This is a genomic window from Pseudomonadota bacterium (assembly GCA_039196715.1).
Taxonomy (GTDB): domain Bacteria; phylum Pseudomonadota; class Gammaproteobacteria; order CALCKW01; family CALCKW01; genus CALCKW01.
In genome coordinates this window covers 50,130-67,295 of record JBCCUP010000019.1, presented here as the reverse complement: position 1 = coordinate 67,295, position 17,166 = coordinate 50,130, and the positions used below count along the sequence as shown (strand labels likewise).

The following is a 17,166-nucleotide window of genomic DNA, read 5'->3' as shown; positions in this document are numbered from 1 at the left end:
TTTTTGGGGTGGGGGGTTGCCGCCGCGTTGGCGCGCTCCCGGGGGGGGTATACGGCCCCCCGCACCGCTGCTTGCCGCCGGGGTTCACGGGGACCGGCTGGCGCGGGCCCGCGTCCGTCCAGAAGCTTACACGGGTTGCTGCGGGCGGAAGTCGGCCGGGTCGATGCCGGCGACCGCCACGGGTTTCTTCATCGCGTCGCGGCGGAAGGGCTCGCCGAGTTCCTGGTTGAGGATGACCTCGACCAGCGTGGTGACGCCGTCCTCCATCTGCTCGGTGATGGCCGTGTCGAGCGCCTTGGACAACTCCTCCTGGCTGCGCACGCGAACACCCTTGAGGCCGCAGCCGTCGGCGACCTTGGCGTAGGAGAGCTTTGGGTCGAGCTCGGTGCCGACGAAGTTGTCGTCGTACCAGAGCGTGGTGTTGCGCTTCTCGGCGCCCCACTGGTAGTTGCGGAACACGACCATGGTCACCGCCGGCCACTCGTCACGGCCCACAGCGGTGAGCTCGTTCGCCGAGATGCCGAAGGCGCCGTCGCCGGCAAAGCCGACCACCGGGGTGTCCGGGCAGCCGATCTTGGCGCCGATGATGGCCGGGAAACCGTAACCACACGGGCCGAACAGGCCCGGCGCGAGGTATTTGCGGCCGGACTCGAAGCTCGGGTACGCGTTGCCGATGGCGCAGTTGTTTCCGATGTCAGAGGAGATGATCGCTTCGGTCGGCAGTGCGTCCTGGATCGCGCGCCAGGCCTGGCGCGGCGAGAGGCGGTCGGGGTCACGGTCACGGGCGCGCTCGTTCCACGAGGTGCCCGGATCATCATCTTCGTGGTCCATCGAAGCGAGCTCCTGCGCCCACGCCGACTTGCGCTCGGCAATCTGGGCCTTGCGTGCGTCGCGACCGGCGTTGCCGGCTTCGGCGCCGAGCTGCTCGAGCAGCTGCTCGGCCACCTGCTTGGCGTCGCCGACGATGCCGACCTCGACGCGCTTGGTCAAACCGATGCGGTCGGGGTTGATGTCGACCTGGATGATCTTGGCGTTCTTCGGCCAATAGTCGATGCCGTAGCCCGGCAACGTGGAAAACGGGTTCAGGCGGTTGCCGAGCGCGAGCACGACGTCAGCCTGGCTGATCAGTTCCATACCGGCCTTGGAACCGTTGTAGCCCAGTGGGCCGCAGTGCAACGGGTGGCTGCCCGGAAAGGCGTCATTGTGTTGGTAGTTGCAGCAGACCGGCGCGTCGAGCCGCTCGGCGAGCTGGCGGGACGCGTCGATGGCGCCGCCGATGACCACACCGGCGCCGTTCAGGATGACCGGGAAGGCGGCGTCGGTGAGCAGCTCGGCCGCGCGCGCGATGGCGTTCTTGCCGCCGCTCGGGCGCTCGAAGCGGACGATCTCGGGCAGGTCGATGTCGATCACCTGCGTCCAGTAGTCACGCGGAATGTTGATCTGGGCCGGCGCGCTGCCACGCCAGGCGTTCTCGATCACGCGGTTGAGCACTTCGGCGATGCGTGAGGCGTCCCGCACTTCTTCCTGGTAGCAGACCATTTCGGTGAACATGGGCATCTGGTTGACTTCCTGGAAGCCGCCCTGGCCGATGGTCTTGTTGGCCGCCTGCGGGGTCACCAGCAGCAGCGGTGTGTGGTTCCAGTACGCGGTCTTGATTGCGGTGACGAAGCCGGTCACACCCGGGCCGTTCTGCGCGATCGCCATACCCATCTTGCCGCTGGCGCGGGTGTAGCCGTCACACATCAGGCCGCCGTTGGTCTCGTGCGCTACGTCCCAGAAGTTGATGCCCGCTTTGGGGAACAGATCCGATATCGGCATGAACGCCGAGCCGATGATGCCGAACGCCTGCTCGATGCCGTGCATCTGCAGGACTTTGACGAAGGCCTCTTCGGTTGTCATTTTCATGTTGGGTGTTTCTCTGTAGAGCGCACGCGCGCGTTGGGCTCAACACGCAGGGTGTTGAACACGTGGATTGAAGACGGCCATATGATAGTTCGGCGCCGATACTGGCAACACTACCAGCTGTCGCGGTACGGTGGCGCCAAGCCCCCAGCGAGTGCCGCGCATGTCGAACGAGCGTCTGGAGCGCGTCTACGGCGCCACTGACCCCGGTGCACAGCGCCACGCCTACGATCAGTGGGCGGATCAGTACGAGCGCGACCTCTGTGCGATGGGGTACCGTCTGCCGGCCATGCTCGCAGCCGTGTTCGCGCGTTTTGTCCCGCTGGACACCGGGGCTATCCTGGACGCCGGCTGTGGCACCGGCATGCAGGCCGAGGCCCTGCACGCGGTCGGCTACCGCGGCTTCGTCGGTATCGACCTGTCGCCGGGCATGCTCGGCGTGGCCCAGCGCAAGGGCCTCTACACCGAGCTGCAGGTGATGGCACTCGGCCAACCGCTCGCGTTCGACGACAACCGCTTCGGTGCGGTGCTCAGCACCGGCGCGATCACCCCGGGCCACGCGCCACCGGAGAGCTTCGACGAACTGATCCGGGTGTGCGTGTCAGGCGGTTTTCTGGTGTTCAGCCTGCGTGACGACGCCGGGCAGGACCGCGCCTACCTCGACGCCCTGCCGGCGCGCGATCACCTGTGGCGGGCGGTGTTCCGCACACCGACCTTCCAGACCATGCCCTACGGCGAACCGGAGATTCGCAACCGCGTGTACGTCTACCAGAAACACTGACCCGACATCGGCCCGCGGCAGGCCGTGTAGCCACGCGCGGCCCAGCATATTTTACTAACTATTTCAATGGTTTGACACCACAGTTTCACCTGTGATTTGCTGTGCGGAACACGCGCCACCACGCGGTCCGGTCGGCGCGCGACACGGGCCCTGAAATTCACCTGGATCTGCAATGGACGTTGCCCAACTTTTCATCAGCGGGCTCGCGAACGGCTGCGTCTACGGCCTGATCGCGCTCGGCTTCGTGCTCATCTACAAGGCGACCGAGGCGATCAACTTCGCCCAGGGCGACATGATGATGCTCGGCGCGTTCATCACGCTCGCGCTGACCAACGACTCCCACCTCGGACTGCCGTTCCTGCCCTCGGTGCTGGTCGCCATCGCAATCATGGCGGTGTTCGGCTACCTGCTGGATGCGCTGGTGCTGCGCCACGTGTTCGGCCAGCCACAGATCGCTGTTGTCATCCTGACCATCGCCATCGGCTACATCATCCGCTTCGCCGCGGGCTTGATCTGGGGCCACGAGCCACAATCGCTGCAATCGCCGCTCGCCGGTCGAGACATCCAGGTCGGCGGCGTCGCGCTCGGCCTCGACGAAGTCGCCGTGATCCTTGTCACGGTGCTGCTGACCGTGGTGCTCTACGTGTTCTTCGGCCGCACGCGCACCGGCGTTGCCATGCAGGCGGCTTCGCAGAACCAACTGGCGGCCTACTACATGGGCGTGCCCGTGCGGCGCGTCTACGCCCTGGTCTGGGGCCTCTCCGGGGTGGTCGCGGCAATCGCCGGCGTCCTGTTCGCGTCCAAGGGCTCGATTGATCCGAACACCGGGCTGCTCGGCATCAAGGCCTTTGCCGCCGCGGTGATCGGCGGTTTTGGCAGCCTGCCAGGGGCCCTGCTCGGCGGTCTGGTGGTCGGTGTGATCGAACCGTTCGCGTCGCGCTACGGCCCGTCGGGCTACGCGCAGATTGCGCCCTACCTGTTGTTGGTGCTGGTGCTGGTGTTCCGCCCGCACGGCTTACTGCCACAAGTGCAGCAGAAGAAGGTTTAGGAGAACCGCCGTGCGCTTCGTTTTCAAAACCGACTACAACCAGGACCTCGGGCTGTTCAAGCACGCACATCACCGAAACTGGTATCTGCTGCTCGGCGCGTTGTCGCTCGCCCTGCCCTGGCTGATCAGCGACTACCTGCTCGGCGAGATGACGCTGGTGCTGATCTGGGCTATCGCCAGCATGGGGCTGATGATCCTGATCGGCCAAACCGGGCTGGCCAGCCTCGGCCACGCGGCCTTCCTCGCGATTGGCGCCTACAGCGTGGTGCTGTTGCAAGAACGCCTCGGCCTGCCCTTCCTGTTCGCCTTCCCACTCGCCGGCCTGATCTCGGGCCTCTGCGGCGCGTTGATCGCGCGGCCAATCGCCAAACTCCACGGCGTGTACCTTGCGATTGCGACGTTGGCACTCGGCATTCTGGTGGAAGACATCATCGTGATCGCCGAACCGCTGACCGGCGGCGTCGGCGGGTTGTTTGCGCCCGACATCGCCATCTTCGGCCACAGCTTCAACAAGTACGTCAACCCCCGGGACGTCTACTTTCTCATCCTCGCCATCACCGTCGCGCTGGTCTGGCTCTACAAGAACCTGCTGCGATCGCCGCTCGGGCGCGCCTTCGCCGCGGTCCGCGACTCCGAGGTCTCGGCACAAGCCATGGGCGTCGAGCTCGCGCGCACCAAGGCGTTGTCCTTTGCGCTCTCTGCCGCGTACACCGGCCTGGCCGGCGCACTGCTTGGCCACTTCACCGGCATCTTCAACAACGAGACCTTCACCATCATCATCTCGATCAACATGCTGATGATGATCGTCATCGGCGGGGTCGGCTCGATCCACGGCGCGTTCTTCGGCGCCGCGGTGTTCGTGCTGTTGCCCACCGTGATCGCCTTCGCCCGCGACGGGCTCGCGGCGCTCGGCCTCGGCAACGCGGTTGTCATTCCGGGCATCGAAGCCGGCGTGTTCGCCGCCATCCTGATCGCGTTCCTGCTGTTCGAGCCGCTCGGCATCTACGGCCGTTGGGTCAAGATCCGCACCTGGTTCGAACTGTTTCCGCTGGCGCGGCGCGACATGTTCAAACGCAACCAGAGCTTCCTCAAGACGGAGCGCACGCGGTGAGCCTGCTCGAGATCGACAACCTCACCATCCGTTTCGGCGGCGTGGTCGCGGTCGACGCCGTGAGTTTCAACGTGGAAGCCGGCGAAACCTTCGCGTTGGTCGGACCGAACGGGGCCGGCAAGTCGACGCTGTTCAACCTGATTTCGCGGCTGTACGAGCCCGCCTCCGGCGGCATTCGGTTCAAGGGCGAGGACTTGCTGAGGTACAACGCCGACCAGGTCGCCCGGCTGGGTATTGCGCGCACCTTCCAGAATATCGAGCTGTTCGAGCACGCCAGCGTCCTGCAGAACCTGCTGGTCGGACGCCACACCCACAACACCTGTTCGGCGATCGCACAGTTGCTGCACCTGCCGTCCGTGCGCCGGCAGGAACGTGCGAGCCGTGAGGCCGCCGAGAACGTGATCGACTTCCTCGACCTGCAACCCTACCGAGACAGCCTGATTGCCGGCCTGCCCTACGGGGTGCGCAAGGTGGTCGAGATGGGGCGCGCACTGGCGATATCCCCGACCCTGCTGTTGCTAGACGAGCCGGCTTCGGGCCTGTCGCTCGAAGAAACCAACGACGTGGCGTTCTGGATCGAGGACATGAAGAAACTCATGGGCATCACGGTGCTGATGGTGGAGCACGACATGCACCTGGTCTCGGCGGTGTCGGACCGCGTGCTGGCGCTCGCAGACGGCAAGGCCATCGCGGTCGGCTCGCCCGCCGAGGTACAGAGCGACCCGGCCGTGATCGAGGCCTACCTCGGCCCGGACAGCGTGGCGGGGGTGTCGTGAGCGAGGCCCTGCTGCACGTCGACAACCTCGAGAGCTATTACGGGCCGGTGCTGGCTATTCGCGGGGTCAGCCTTGCAGTCGAGCACGGCCGGATCGTGTCCGTGTTGGGCGCCAACGGGGCCGGCAAGACCACCCTGCTCAAGACCCTGTCCGGTGTCATGAACCCGGAGAAAGGCGCGGTGCGTTTCGATGGCGAACGCATCACCGGTCTCGCGCCGGAACAGATCGTGACGCGCGGCATCATTCACGTACCCGAGGGCCGCGAGATCTTCCCGCTGCTGAGCGTTGCGGATAATCTCGCGATGGGCGCGTACACCCGGCGCGACCGCGCAGAGATCGCGCGCGACCTCGACATGGTGTTGACCTACTTCCCGATTCTGCGCGAGCGGCTCAACCAGGCAGCCGGCACACTCTCGGGCGGGCAGCAACAGATGCTTGCAATCGGCCGTGGCCTGATGGCCAAGCCGCGCATCATGCTGCTCGATGAGCCGAGCCTCGGCCTGAGCCCACGCCTGGTCGGCGAGATCTTCGACATCATCAAGCGGCTCAACACCGAGCAGGGCGTGACCCTCATGCTGGTCGAGCAGAATGCGCGCGTGGCCTTGTCGATTGCGCACCACGCCTACGTCATGGAGCTGGGCCGCGTCGTCATGTCGGACACTGCCGAGCGGTTGAGCCGGAGCAAGGACATCCAGCAGTTCTACCTGGGCGAACACAGCGAAGGCGTGCGTGGCCAGCGGCGCTGGAAAGCGCGCAAGACCTGGCGCTGAGAGGAAACGAAGTGAGCACAGCGCAACAACGGGTGCACGGCGTCACGATCAACGCCGATTTCGAGCAGTGGCCTCCGCTGATCGACGGCGAGGACACCCTGCCGAAACTGTTCCGCCAACGCGTGGCGCGGTACGGCGACCGCGTCGCCCTTCGCTACAAGCACCACGGCATCTGGAAGTCCTGGACGTGGCACGGCTACCTCGAGCAAAGCAACCGCTTCGCCGCGGCGCTGCTCGCCAGCGGGGTGACCCGCGGCGGCGCGATCGCCATCCTCAGCGAGGACAACCCGGAGTGGTACTTCGCCGACATGGCGGGTCAATCGATCGGCGCGGTCGTGACTGGCGTCTACACCACTGACAGCGCAGAGCAGCTGAGCTACCTCGTCGCGAACTCGGCGAGCAGAGTGCTCTTCGTCGAGAACGACGAACAGCTCGACAAGTTCCTTGACGCCCGCGAGTCGATGCCCTCGCTCAACCGCGTTGTCGTGCTCGACCCCTACGGGTTGCACGATTTCAGTGACCCGGACGTGGTCTTCCTTGAGGACTTCCTCGCGCAGGGCGACGCCCATCTCTCCGCGCACCCGAACGCCGTCGAGCAGGCCGTGGCGGTCGGTTCGGCCGACGACACCGCGCTGCTGATCTACACCTCCGGCACCACCGGACGGCCAAAGGGTGCCGAGATCACCCAGGGCGCGATGTTTGCCACCGCGAGCGCCACCCTGACCCAATTGCCGAGCTACGACAGCGACGAGATGCTCTGCTTTCTGCCGCTGTGCCACGTGCTCGAGCGGATGTCCTCGATGGTGGGGCAGATCGTGGCCGGGTTCACGGTGAATTTCGCCGAGAGCGTCGACACCGTGTTCGAGAACGTGCAGGAGGTCAGCCCGCACGTGTTCGTCGCGGTGCCAAGGCTCTGGGAAAAGATGTACTCGCGCGTCGAGTACCTCGTCAAACAGGCGACACCGCTCGGTCAGCGCGCCTACGCAGCGGCTGTTCGTGCCGGCGAGCGCCGCGCGCAGTGCCGCTTCGACGGCAAGCCCGTGTCGCCCTGGCTGCACCTGCAGTGTGCGTTCTGGGACCTGATCGTCTTCGCCAACCTGCGCCGCATGCTCGGCCTCAACCGCGTGCACCGCGCGGCGACCGGCGCCGCACCGATTTCGCCGCAGTTGCTGGCCTGGTTCCACGCCATCGGCGTGCCGCTCTACGAAGGCTACGGCATGACCGAGAGCGCCGGCATCATGTCGGCCAACACCGCCGCGAACAACCGCATCGGCAGCGTCGGGCGTGTGCTGCCGTGCGGCGCCGTGCGCGTGGGCGACGACGGGGAAATCCTCTACCGCGGTGCCAACCTCTTCAGCGGCTACTGGCAGAAACCCGATGCCACGCGGGACACCCTGGTCGACGGGTGGCTGCACACCGGCGACGTCGGCCACGTCGACGACGACGGCTACCTCTACATCACCGGCCGAGCAAAGGACATCATCATCACCGCCGGAGGCAAGAACATCAGCCCGGCCGAGATCGAGAACCAACTGAAATTCTCGCCTTACGTCTCGGACGCGGTGGTGATCGGCGACCGCCGTCAATACCTCACGGCCCTGGTGATGATCGACCAGGAGAATGTCGAGAAATTTGCCCAGGACAACCGCGTTCCGTTCAACGACTTTGCGTCGCTGTGCGCCGCCGAAGAAGTGCGAACGCTGATCAACGAAGTGGTAGAGTCGGTCAACGCTCGCTTCGCGCGCGTCGAACAGATCAAGTATTTCCGGCTCATCGATCAACTGCTGACCGCGGAAGACGAGGAGCTGACCGCCACCATGAAACTCAAACGCGCGGTGGTCGAGCGGAACTACAGCGGACTGATCGACGCCATGTACGGCAACGCGCAATGAGACAGACACGCCCGGTGACGCCCGTGTGCCAATCGGGACCGTGACACACAAGAGAGAACTCACCAACAGGAGACACCCCATGAAAAACACACTGCTCGCGGGCGCGGCGGCGTTGTCGCTGGGCCTGACGACGCTCGGGTCGACGGCGCAGGCACAAGGCGTCAGTGACACCGAGATCCTCATCGGCTCCAACCAGGATATGTCGGGCATCTTTGCCGGCTTCGGCGCCCCCGCCATGAACGCGGCCAAGCTCTACCTGGATGAGGTCAATGCCGGCGGTGGCGTTCATGGGCGCACCATTCGCCTGATCGTCGAGGACCACGCCTACCAGCTGCCCAAGGCCATGCAGGGGCTGAACAAGCTGGTCAACTCAGACAAGGTGTTCGCGATGCTCATGTCGCTGGGCACGCCGATGAACATCGCGTCGTTCAAGCTGCAGGAAGCCCGCGAAGTCGCCAACGTGATCCCGCTGTCCGCGGCACGGCAGATGCTCGACGGCTCGATCGACTTCAAATACACCGGCGGTGCGTCCTACTACGACCAGATCCGCATGGGCATTGACTACCTGGCTGAAAACGCCGGCGCCCAGACCGTTTGCGCGATGTACCTGCCCACCGACTTCGGCAAGGAAATTCAGGAGGGCGCCGTCGACCAGGCCGCCGCGCTCGGTCTGACCTTCGCTGCCGAGACCAAGCACAAGCCTGACGAGTCGGATTTCGTCGGCACGCTCGGCAAGCTCAAGGAGGCCGGCTGTGACACCATCGCGATCGCCCTCGGCCTGCGTCAGGTGATCACGGCCGTTGCCACGGCCAAGAAAATGGGCTGGAACGACGTCAACTTCCTCGGCAGCTCGGCGGCCTTCCACACCGCGGTGGCCAAGGTACCCGGTGGCGTGACCAACAACTTCTACGCCGCGGCCGGTTGGCAGGACATGGAAACGCGCATGGACGTGCCCGAAGTGAAGGCCTTCTTCGACGCCTACACCGAGGCCTACGGTGACCCCCCCGGCACCGGCGCGTTGCTCGGCCGCTCGTACACCGAGATCCTCGTGCGTGCGCTTGAGGCCGCCGGCCGTGACCTGACACCCGACAGCTTCCGGGCCGGCATGCAATCCCTCGACTACGAGGACAAGTTGCTCGGTGCCGACATCAAGTTCGGCGAGGGTGACCACCTCGGCGCCGACGCGGTGATCATTTCCCAGATCGCCGACGGGTCCTGGAAAACGCTGGATTCGCGTCTGCCCTGACCGACGCGGTCGCGCCCGTGCTTGCACGCGGCAGGCACGGGCGCGACCTGCCCGGACCGCTCAGCGTATGTCCTGCTGCAGCGCAGCCGACTGCAGCATCTCCTCGACCATCCCCAACCGTTCGAACGCGGACTCTGCGTCACGCAGCACATCCGAGGCCCGGTCGATGCTCCGGTTCGACCGGTACAACTCGACCAGCACGTCGGGCTGCCGACGGTACATTGCGCGGCGCGAGGTGCTGGTGCGCAGCTCCTCGGCCTGTCGCCGGTAGCGCCAGGCGCCAACCGGGTCGCCGCGCGCCGTGAGCTGGTGGTAAAGCTGCATGTAGTCCCGCACCAGACCCAGCTTCTGTGTCTCGCGCTCGAATGTCTCGAGGCCAAGCGCCATCGCAGACTCGGCGCGACGCACCGACTCGCGGTCCAGACCGTGATCGCGCAACGCCGTCAGCATGCGTTGTGCGCTGTGCAGGTTGCCCGCCGAGGCATGCAATTCGAGCGCGCGCTGACCGGCGTCGAGGCTGGCAGCGACATCGCCGGCCTTGAGGTGCAGCTCGAACAGCGAGCTCAACGCGCTGGCAGCCGTGCCGTAGCGGTTCAACTGAAGGCTCGACCCCACAATGTGTTCGAGGGCGACGCGCGCATCGTCGCGGTATCCGTTCGCCATCGCCCAGCGCGCGATCAGCAGTTCGTCGTAGTCGAACGCGGCGCGTTGCGCACGTTCGCGGAACGCCATGTGCAGTCGGCCCATGTCAAGCAGCACGCGCGCGCGGCCGCGTTCGTCACCCATCGCGTCGTATTCGGCAAGGGCATCCGCGAGCCAGACGTCGGCGCCGTCGAGGTCGCCGCGTGCCATCGCCAGCACGCCGAGTTCGTGTACCGCCTCGGCCATCGCCTCGCGGTCACCCACCGCGACAGCCCGCTCGGCCTGCTTGACCAGCGCCGCGCGCGAGGTGCGTGATTGCACGGTGTGCAAGCGGGCTTCAAACTGCTGCCGCAAGGTCGCCGACGCCAACTGCTCAAGTCGAGCCGCACGCGCGTCGAATCGGTCGACGTCGGTGGTGGGCGCGGGTGCCGGATCGCCACGCCATTCAATCCACACCATGCCGGCCGCCACGGCCGCGCAGAGGCACCAGCCCGCTGCCACGTTCGGGATTCGGACCATCATCCCCCTCCTTATCCCACGACAGGTCACCGCCCACCCTGCCGCGTCGCGCGTCCCGCTGCAAGTGCCGCCGGGGCCGCACACACCGCGGTCAGCGCTGTTGCCGTTCCGCGGTGGTCAAAGCGACCTTGTCGCGCAGATACACGGGCTCGGCCTCGGCGGCCGACACCGTGTCGCCGCGGTGGAACCGGGGCAGCGCGAGCAGGACCGTGTCGCGTGCGTCTGGCACCTGCTTGCCGAACTGCCGAATCACGTTCGGACACCGCGCCGCAAGCGCCTCGCCGTGGGCCGCCCAGCCGGTGCCCACGCCGACCCAATTGGACGACGCGGGCGCCATCACCTGCCCGGGGTCACTGACGTGCTCAGCGACCGTTTCGCGCCAACGGCTGCCCTCGCGCTCAAAACAGCCCCAGTAGACCTGGCCCATGCGCGCGTCGATCGCCGCCGCCACACGGGTGGTGCCCAGTTCCCGCTTGGCCCCTTCGGCCAGGGTCTCGAGCGTCGACACCGCAACGAGTGGGCGGTCCAACGCCAGCCCGAACGCCTGCGCGGTCGCCGTGCCGATTCGACAGCCCGTGAAACTGCCGGGACCGCGGGTGAAAGCGATCGCGTCGAGCTCGCGCCGACCGACACCGGCAGTCGAGAGCATTTCCTCGATCATCGGCAACAGCCTCACAGCGTGCTCACGCGTGTTGAGAAAGCGGTGTGCGTGCATTTCCGAACCGTCGAACACGGCGACCGAACAGGCTTCCGTGGTGGTGTCGAGCCCGAGCAAAACCGTGCTCACGAGACCGGTGCCCCTTCACCCTCGGTGCCGTCGGCCGACGCAGCGTCGCGGGCAAAGAAGGCCTCGACCTTGTCCGGCACGCGCGTGCGGTACATGCGCGGCAAGCTGTTGATGAACAGCGCACCGTAGTTCTTGGTGACCAGGCGCGGGTCACACAGCACCATCACACCGCGGTCACTCTCATCGCGGATCAGGCGACCGACGCCCTGCTTCAGTTGGGTGATCGCCTGCGGCAACTGGAAGTCCATGAAGGCGTTTCCACCCTTGCGGTTCAGTGCGTCGATCCGGGCGCGCATCACCGGATCGACCGGCGAGCTGAACGGCAGCTTGTCGATGAGCACACACGACAGTGCCTCGCCCCGCACGTCCACACCCTCCCAGAAACTCGAGGTGCCGAGCAGCACCGCGTCACCCGCGCGCCGAAAGGCGTCGAGCAACTCGGTCTTGGCGCGGCTGCCCTGCACCAGCATCGGGTACTCGATGCGGTCGGCGAGCGCCTCGGCCGCGTGGTTCATCGCGCGGTGACTGGTGAACAACAGGAAGCAGCGACCCCGGCTAGCCCGGATCACCCGACGCGCCACATCGAGCACCGCGGCGTCGTACCCGGGCGAGGCCGGTGCCGGCATGTCCGGAGGCACCAGCAGCATCGCGTTGCGGCGGTAGTCGAAGGGGCTTTCGGCGATGCATTCCTCGGCGTCGGTTTCGATCCCGAGCTGGGCGCGAAAGTGCGAGAAGGACCCACCGACCGCGAGCGTTGCCGACACGTAGACGCGCGCCCCGGACAGTGCGCCCATGTTGCGCGCAAAGGGCGCAGCGACATCGAGGGGCGTGACGTTCAGCGCCAACCCCGTGTTGTAGGTTTCGAACCAGCTGATCGACGCCTCGTCGCCAGCACCGAGGTAATCGGACAGCAACGCGCGCTGGCGCTCGGCGCGCTTGCCGCAGGCCTCGAGCCCGCGACTGCGCTCGGCGGCAACCTCCAATTCCTCTGCCAGAACCCGGTACGCTGCGAGCAGCCGCTCACTCGCCGCGGCCACGGCGGCGCGCTCCGCCACCTCGACCCAGGCTGCGCGTTGGGTGTCGACCCCGAGCGCGAGTCGAAGGTCGCGCATCGCACGCTCGAGCTCCTCGGCACTGTGGCGCAGGCCCGCCTGGTCTGGCGCGGCGCTCAGGTGCTCGGCAATGGTGTCGCGCGCCAGCTCGGTGGCGTGCCGTGTCGACAACCGCTTGCCGAAAAACTGGGTTGCCACGTCAGGGAGTTGGTGGGCCTCGTCGAAGATGAACGCATCGGCGGTTGGCAGGATCTCGCCGAAGCCCTCCTCGCGCAGCGCGAGATCGGCGCAGAACAGGTGGTGGTTGACCACAACGACGTCCGCCTCTTGCGCGCGCCGCCGTGCGTGCGTCACGTAGCAGCCGTCGAGTTCGTCGGGCTCGTGCTCGGCACAGTACTCGGCGTTGGAGGTCACGTGCTGCCAGATCGGGTCGTCCTCCGGCACCGCCGAGAACTGGCTGATGTCGCCGTCGTGGGTGCGCAGCGCCCAGCGCTCGATGGTCGCGAGCTTGGCCTGCGCGTCGGGGTTGTCGAGCTGTGCGAGCCCTTTGGCGCGCGCGAGGCGCGACCGGCAGAGGTAGTTCGCGCGTCCCTTGAGCAGCGCGGTGCGCGGCGACACATCAAAGACCTTGGCGACGACCGGCAGGTCCTTCTGGTAGAGCTGGTCCTGAAGGTGTCGGGTGCCGGTCGAGACGATGACCTTGAGGCCCGACCGCAGCGCGGGCACAAGGTACGCGAAGGTTTTGCCGACACCGGTGCCGGCCTCCGCGATCAAGGTACCGCGGTCGGCAAAGGTGGATTCGATGGCGTCGGCGAGCGCTTGCTGACCCGGTCGGGGTTTGAACCCGTCGATCAATGCCGACAGCGGGCCGTCGGCCCCAAGGACCTCGCCCGCAGATTGCGTAGTCAACGCACGGTCACCCGCGATTCAGATTCCAGGCTTGAACAAACGCGCTTGCAGCTTGGCCTGTTCGGCACCGTCGTAGTCGCGCATCTGCTCTCGAGATTGCACGATTATCAACCAGTTGCGGTAGCTCAGCAACGGTGGCACAGGTTTGAGGGTGTTCGAGCGCATGGCGTATTTCTCGGCCGCGTCCCACTGCTCGAGGCGAAGGGCGATTTCGCCGAGGCGGCTCCAGAGGGCCCGGTCGTCCGGCGCGATTTCCAACGCCGAACGCAGGTGGCGGAATGCGAGCGCGAAGTTGCCGACGGCACGCGCGTCCTCGGCGCGACGCCAGGCAATCACGACCTGCGGATCATCGAAGGTGTGGGTGACCTTCTGGGTCGGCACATCGACGGGCAGTACATCGGGCGTTGCGGCCGGGCCGCCGCCCACGCTGCCGCAACCGGCAACAGCGAGCAGCACAGGCAGCAGCAGGCCTGCCACCGGCCCCCGTCCTGTGCCCGTGCCATTGCGCGCCTGGAGAGCACCCATGTGCCTCACTCCCATTCGATGGTCGCCGGCGGCTTGCCGGAGATGTCGTAGACCACCCGCGACACACCCGGTAGGCGGTTGATGATGCGTCGCGAGACTTCGTCGAGAAGATCATAGGGCAAGTGTGACCATCTCGCTGTCATGAAATCGGTTGTCTCTACGGCTCGCAATGCCACCACCGGCGCATAGCGTCGGCCGTCACCGGTGACGCCAACGGAATTGACCGGCAGGAACACGGCAAAGGCCTGTGAGACCGAGTCGTACAAATCGTGCTCGCGCAACGCCGAAATGAAGATGTCGTCGGCAATTCGCAGGGTGTCGGCCGCCTCCCGGCTGACTTCGCCGAGAATGCGCACGCCGAGTCCCGGCCCCGGGAACGGGTGCCGGTACACCATGGTTGCCGGCAGGCCCAGCGCCACGCCCACAGCCCTCACCTCGTCCTTGAACAATTCCCTGAGCGGTTCGAGCAGTTCGAAGGCCATATGTTCCGGCAAGCCGCCGACATTGTGGTGGCTCTTGATCACGTGCGCCTTGCCTGTCTTGGCACCGGCCGACTCGATCACATCCGGGTAGATCGTGCCCTGCGCCAGCCAGCGCACGCCCTCGAGTTGCGCCGCCTCACGCTCGAACTCGGCGATGAACTGGTGGCCGATCGCCACGCGCTTGGCCTCGGGATCACTGACGCCTTCGAGGCGGGCCAGGAAGCGGTCAGCCGCGTCGACTCGCACCACCCGCACGCCCATGTTGTGGGCAAAGGCCTGCATGACCTGGTCGGCCTCGTTGAGCCGCAGCAGGCCGTTGTCGACAAACACGCAGGTCAGCTGGTCGCCGATTGCCTGGTGCAGCAACGCCGCCACGACCGAGGAGTCGACCCCGCCCGAGAGGGCCAGGAGCACGCGGTCCTCGCCCACCCGCTCGCGCATCTGGTGCACCAGGTCTTCGGCGATGGTGTCGGCACGCCAGAGCCCGGCACACCCACAGATGTCGCGCACGAAACGGCGGTAGATCGCACCGCCCTGCGGTGTGTGCGTGACCTCGGGGTGAAACTGCAGCGCGTAAAACCCCTTGGCCGGGTTTGCCATGCCGGACAGCGGCGCGTGCTCGGTGCTCGCGATGCAGACGAAGTCCGGGGGCAAGTCGGTGACCCGATCGCCGTGGCTCATCCAGACGTCCAGCAGCCCGTGGCCGGCCTCGTTGCGGCGGTCTTCGATGTCCCGCAGCAGCTCGGAGTGCCCACGGGCCCGCACCTCGGCGTAGCCGAACTCCGACGTCGACGAGGGTTCGACCGCCCCGCCGAGCATCGCAGCCATGATCTGCATGCCGTAGCAGATGCCGAGCACCGGCACGCCGAGTTCGAACACACTCGGGTCGGGTTTGAGCGCCTGATTCGCGTGGGTGGCCGACTCCGGGCCACCGGAGAGGATGATGCCGTTGGGCGCGTACGCGCGCACGGCCTCGGCATCGAGGTCACCGGGGTGCAGTTCGCAATAGACACCGGCCTCGCGCACGCGGCGGGCGATGAGCTGGGTGAATTGAGAGCCGAAATCCAGGACGAGGATGCGTGCCTGGTGGATGTCTGTCATGCGGTGTTTCGCCTGGGTCGGAGGGAGTGGAACCGATCGCGGTCAGCCGACACGGTAGTTGGGCGCTTCCTTGGTGATGGTCACGTCGTGCGGGTGGCTCTCGGTAATGCCGGCGTTGGTCGTGCGCACAAAGGCCGCGCGGTTACGCATGGCGTCGACCGTCTCGCAGCCGCAGTAGCCCATGCTTGCGCGCAAGCCGCCGAGCAGTTGGTGCAGCACACCGGCGAGCGGGCCCTTGTAGGGCACGCGCCCCTCGATGCCCTCGGGCACGAGTTTCTCGGTCGCACTGCCACTCTGGAAGTAACGGTCGGATGAACCCTGGCGCATCGCGCCGACGCTGCCCATGCCGCGGTAAGACTTGTAGCTGCGTCCCTGCCAGAGCTCGACCTCGCCGGGCGCTTCCTCGGTGCCCGCAAACAGGCTGCCCACCATGATGGCGTTGGCGCCGGTGGCAACAGCCTTGGCGACGTCGCCGGAGTAGCGAATACCGCCGTCGGCGATCGCGCCCACGTCGGTGCCCTGCAGCGCTTGCACGACACTGTCGATGGCCGTGATCTGCGGGACCCCGACACCGGCGACGATCCGCGTGGTGCAGATCGAGCCCGGACCGATGCCCACCTTGACGGCGTTTGCGCCCGCGTCGGCCAGCGCGCGCGCGGCGTCGGCGGTGGCAATGTTGCCGGCAATCACATCGATGTCGGACTGCTTCTTCACCCACTTGACCCGCTCGATCACGCCAGCGGAGTGGCCGTGCGCGGTGTCGATCACGAGCAGGTCGACGCCGGCGTCGATGAGTTGCTCGGCGCGCGACTCGGCGTCTTCGCCGGTGCCGACTGCCGCCGCGACCCGCAGCCGGCCTTCGCTGTCCTTGCAGGCGTTGGGAAAGTCGTGTGACTTCTGAATGTCCTTGACGGTGATCATGCCGCGCAACTCGAAACCGTCCGACACCACCAACACCTTCTCGATGCGGTGCTGGTGCAACAGGCCGACGACCGCATCGCGCGTGGCGCCCTCGGAGACGGTGACAAGCTTGTCCCTCGGTGTCATCACCACTGACACGGGTTCGTCCAGACGGGTTTCAAAACGCAGATCACGTTGCGTGACGATGCCCTGCAAGCGGTCGCCATCGACCACAGGCAGGCCGGATATGCCTTTGGACCGCGTGATGTCGAGCACCTCACGCACGGTCGTGGACGGACTGACACTGATCGGTTCGCGGATAACGCCGGACTCGAATTTCTTGACCTTGCGGACCTCGCGCGCCTGGCTCTCGACGTCCATGTTCTTGTGGACCACACCGATGCCGCCCTCCTGGGCCAACGCGATTGCGAGGTTGGACTCGGTGACGGTGTCCATGGCCGCCGACAGCAGTGGAATGTTCAGGTGAATGCGGCTCGTCAGGCGGGTCTGCAGGCTGACATCGCGGGGCAGGACATTGGACTCGGCGGGCACAAGCAGCACGTCATCGAAGGTGAGTGCTTCACTGAGGATGCGCATCGTGGGGTGGGGCTCCGTGTGGTGGGATCGACGCGGCGCGGGCGCGGCGTCACGACGATCAACGATGCGGCCACATTATACCCTGCGCCGGACCCGGATGCGCGCGCACTCGAACCGGCATTTCGC

General features: G+C 66.3%; 14 protein-coding genes. 7 read left to right on the top strand and 7 right to left on the bottom strand.

Translation table 11 applies throughout. The annotated features are described in order from the left end of the window. Positions 1-126 precede the first annotated feature (126 nt). A complete protein-coding gene (xsc, locus tag AAGA11_09125) occupies positions 127-1,905 on the bottom strand; it encodes a sulfoacetaldehyde acetyltransferase (GenBank protein ID MEM9603013.1) in 1,779 nt (592 codons plus the stop codon). A gap of 160 nt (positions 1,906-2,065) precedes the next feature. On the opposite strand from xsc, the gene AAGA11_09120 reads away from it, so the two are divergent. From AAGA11_09120 to AAGA11_09090, 7 genes are all read left to right on the top strand, one after another. Then, positions 2,066-2,683, top strand: coding sequence for a class I SAM-dependent methyltransferase (locus AAGA11_09120; protein MEM9603012.1), 618 nt, complete (start codon positions 2,066-2,068; stop codon positions 2,681-2,683). A gap of 172 nt (positions 2,684-2,855) precedes the next feature. Beyond that, entirely contained in the window at positions 2,856-3,731 is an 876-nt protein-coding gene (locus AAGA11_09115; protein ID MEM9603011.1) for a branched-chain amino acid ABC transporter permease, read from the top strand. Between the two features lie 10 nt (positions 3,732-3,741). Then, on the top strand, positions 3,742-4,842 hold the full coding sequence (locus AAGA11_09110) for a branched-chain amino acid ABC transporter permease (protein ID MEM9603010.1): 1,101 nt from the start codon (positions 3,742-3,744) through the stop codon (positions 4,840-4,842). Beyond that, positions 4,839-5,618, top strand: a complete 780-nt coding sequence (locus AAGA11_09105; protein MEM9603009.1) for an ABC transporter ATP-binding protein — start codon at positions 4,839-4,841, stop codon at positions 5,616-5,618. The genes AAGA11_09110 and AAGA11_09105 overlap by 4 nt, the downstream gene beginning before the upstream one ends. After that, on the top strand, positions 5,615-6,388 hold the full coding sequence (locus tag AAGA11_09100) for an ABC transporter ATP-binding protein (protein ID MEM9603008.1): 774 nt from the start codon (positions 5,615-5,617) through the stop codon (positions 6,386-6,388). The genes AAGA11_09105 and AAGA11_09100 overlap by 4 nt, the downstream gene beginning before the upstream one ends. An 11-nt stretch (positions 6,389-6,399) precedes the next feature. Next, positions 6,400-8,280 (top strand): long-chain fatty acid--CoA ligase, encoded by a 1,881-nt coding sequence (locus tag AAGA11_09095; GenBank protein ID MEM9603007.1) that lies wholly within the window; start codon positions 6,400-6,402, stop codon positions 8,278-8,280. A 79-nt stretch (positions 8,281-8,359) separates the two neighbouring features. Then, positions 8,360-9,526 carry an ABC transporter substrate-binding protein gene (locus AAGA11_09090; protein ID MEM9603006.1) on the top strand — a complete coding sequence of 389 codons (1,167 nt, stop codon included), beginning with the start codon at positions 8,360-8,362 and terminating at the stop codon, positions 9,524-9,526. A 60-nt stretch (positions 9,527-9,586) separates the two neighbouring features. Here the strand turns inward: AAGA11_09090 and AAGA11_09085 are convergent, their stop codons facing one another. From AAGA11_09085 to guaB, 6 genes are all read right to left on the bottom strand, one after another. Further along, entirely contained in the window at positions 9,587-10,687 is a 1,101-nt protein-coding gene (locus tag AAGA11_09085) for a hypothetical protein (protein ID MEM9603005.1), read from the bottom strand. Between the two features lie 91 nt (positions 10,688-10,778). Then, positions 10,779-11,474: a tRNA (adenosine(37)-N6)-threonylcarbamoyltransferase complex dimerization subunit type 1 TsaB gene (tsaB, locus tag AAGA11_09080; GenBank protein MEM9603004.1), complete on the bottom strand. Its 696-nt coding sequence runs from the start codon at positions 11,472-11,474 to the stop codon at positions 10,779-10,781. Continuing rightward, positions 11,471-13,435 (bottom strand): ATP-dependent DNA helicase, encoded by a 1,965-nt coding sequence (locus AAGA11_09075; GenBank protein MEM9603003.1) that lies wholly within the window; start codon positions 13,433-13,435, stop codon positions 11,471-11,473. The genes tsaB and AAGA11_09075 overlap by 4 nt, the downstream gene beginning before the upstream one ends. 18 nt (positions 13,436-13,453) lie before the next feature. Beyond that, a complete protein-coding gene (locus AAGA11_09070; GenBank protein ID MEM9603002.1) occupies positions 13,454-13,960 on the bottom strand; it encodes a tetratricopeptide repeat protein in 507 nt (168 codons plus the stop codon). 5 nt (positions 13,961-13,965) lie between these two features. After that, positions 13,966-15,543, bottom strand: a complete 1,578-nt coding sequence (gene guaA / locus AAGA11_09065; GenBank protein MEM9603001.1) for a glutamine-hydrolyzing GMP synthase — start codon at positions 15,541-15,543, stop codon at positions 13,966-13,968. Positions 15,544-15,585: 42 nt separating this feature from the next. Next, on the bottom strand, positions 15,586-17,040 hold the full coding sequence (gene guaB / locus AAGA11_09060) for an IMP dehydrogenase (protein ID MEM9603000.1): 1,455 nt from the start codon (positions 17,038-17,040) through the stop codon (positions 15,586-15,588). Between the last annotated feature and the right edge of the window lie 126 nt (positions 17,041-17,166).

What these genes read in the sequence shown, in the direction of transcription:
- xsc (MEM9603013.1), bottom strand. Translation starts at nt 1,905, where the DNA reads ATGAAAATGACAACCGAAGAGGCCTTCGTCAAAGTCCTGCAGATGCAC.
- AAGA11_09120 (MEM9603012.1), top strand. Translation starts at nt 2,066, where the DNA reads ATGTCGAACGAGCGTCTGGAGCGCGTCTACGGCGCCACTGACCCCGGT.
- AAGA11_09115 (MEM9603011.1), top strand. Translation starts at nt 2,856, where the DNA reads ATGGACGTTGCCCAACTTTTCATCAGCGGGCTCGCGAACGGCTGCGTC.
- AAGA11_09090 (MEM9603006.1), top strand. Translation starts at nt 8,360, where the DNA reads ATGAAAAACACACTGCTCGCGGGCGCGGCGGCGTTGTCGCTGGGCCTG.
- AAGA11_09085 (MEM9603005.1), bottom strand. Translation starts at nt 10,687, where the DNA reads ATGGTCCGAATCCCGAACGTGGCAGCGGGCTGGTGCCTCTGCGCGGCC.
- AAGA11_09070 (MEM9603002.1), bottom strand. Translation starts at nt 13,960, where the DNA reads ATGGGTGCTCTCCAGGCGCGCAATGGCACGGGCACAGGACGGGGGCCG.
- guaA (MEM9603001.1), bottom strand. Translation starts at nt 15,543, where the DNA reads ATGACAGACATCCACCAGGCACGCATCCTCGTCCTGGATTTCGGCTCT.
- guaB (MEM9603000.1), bottom strand. Translation starts at nt 17,040, where the DNA reads ATGCGCATCCTCAGTGAAGCACTCACCTTCGATGACGTGCTGCTTGTG.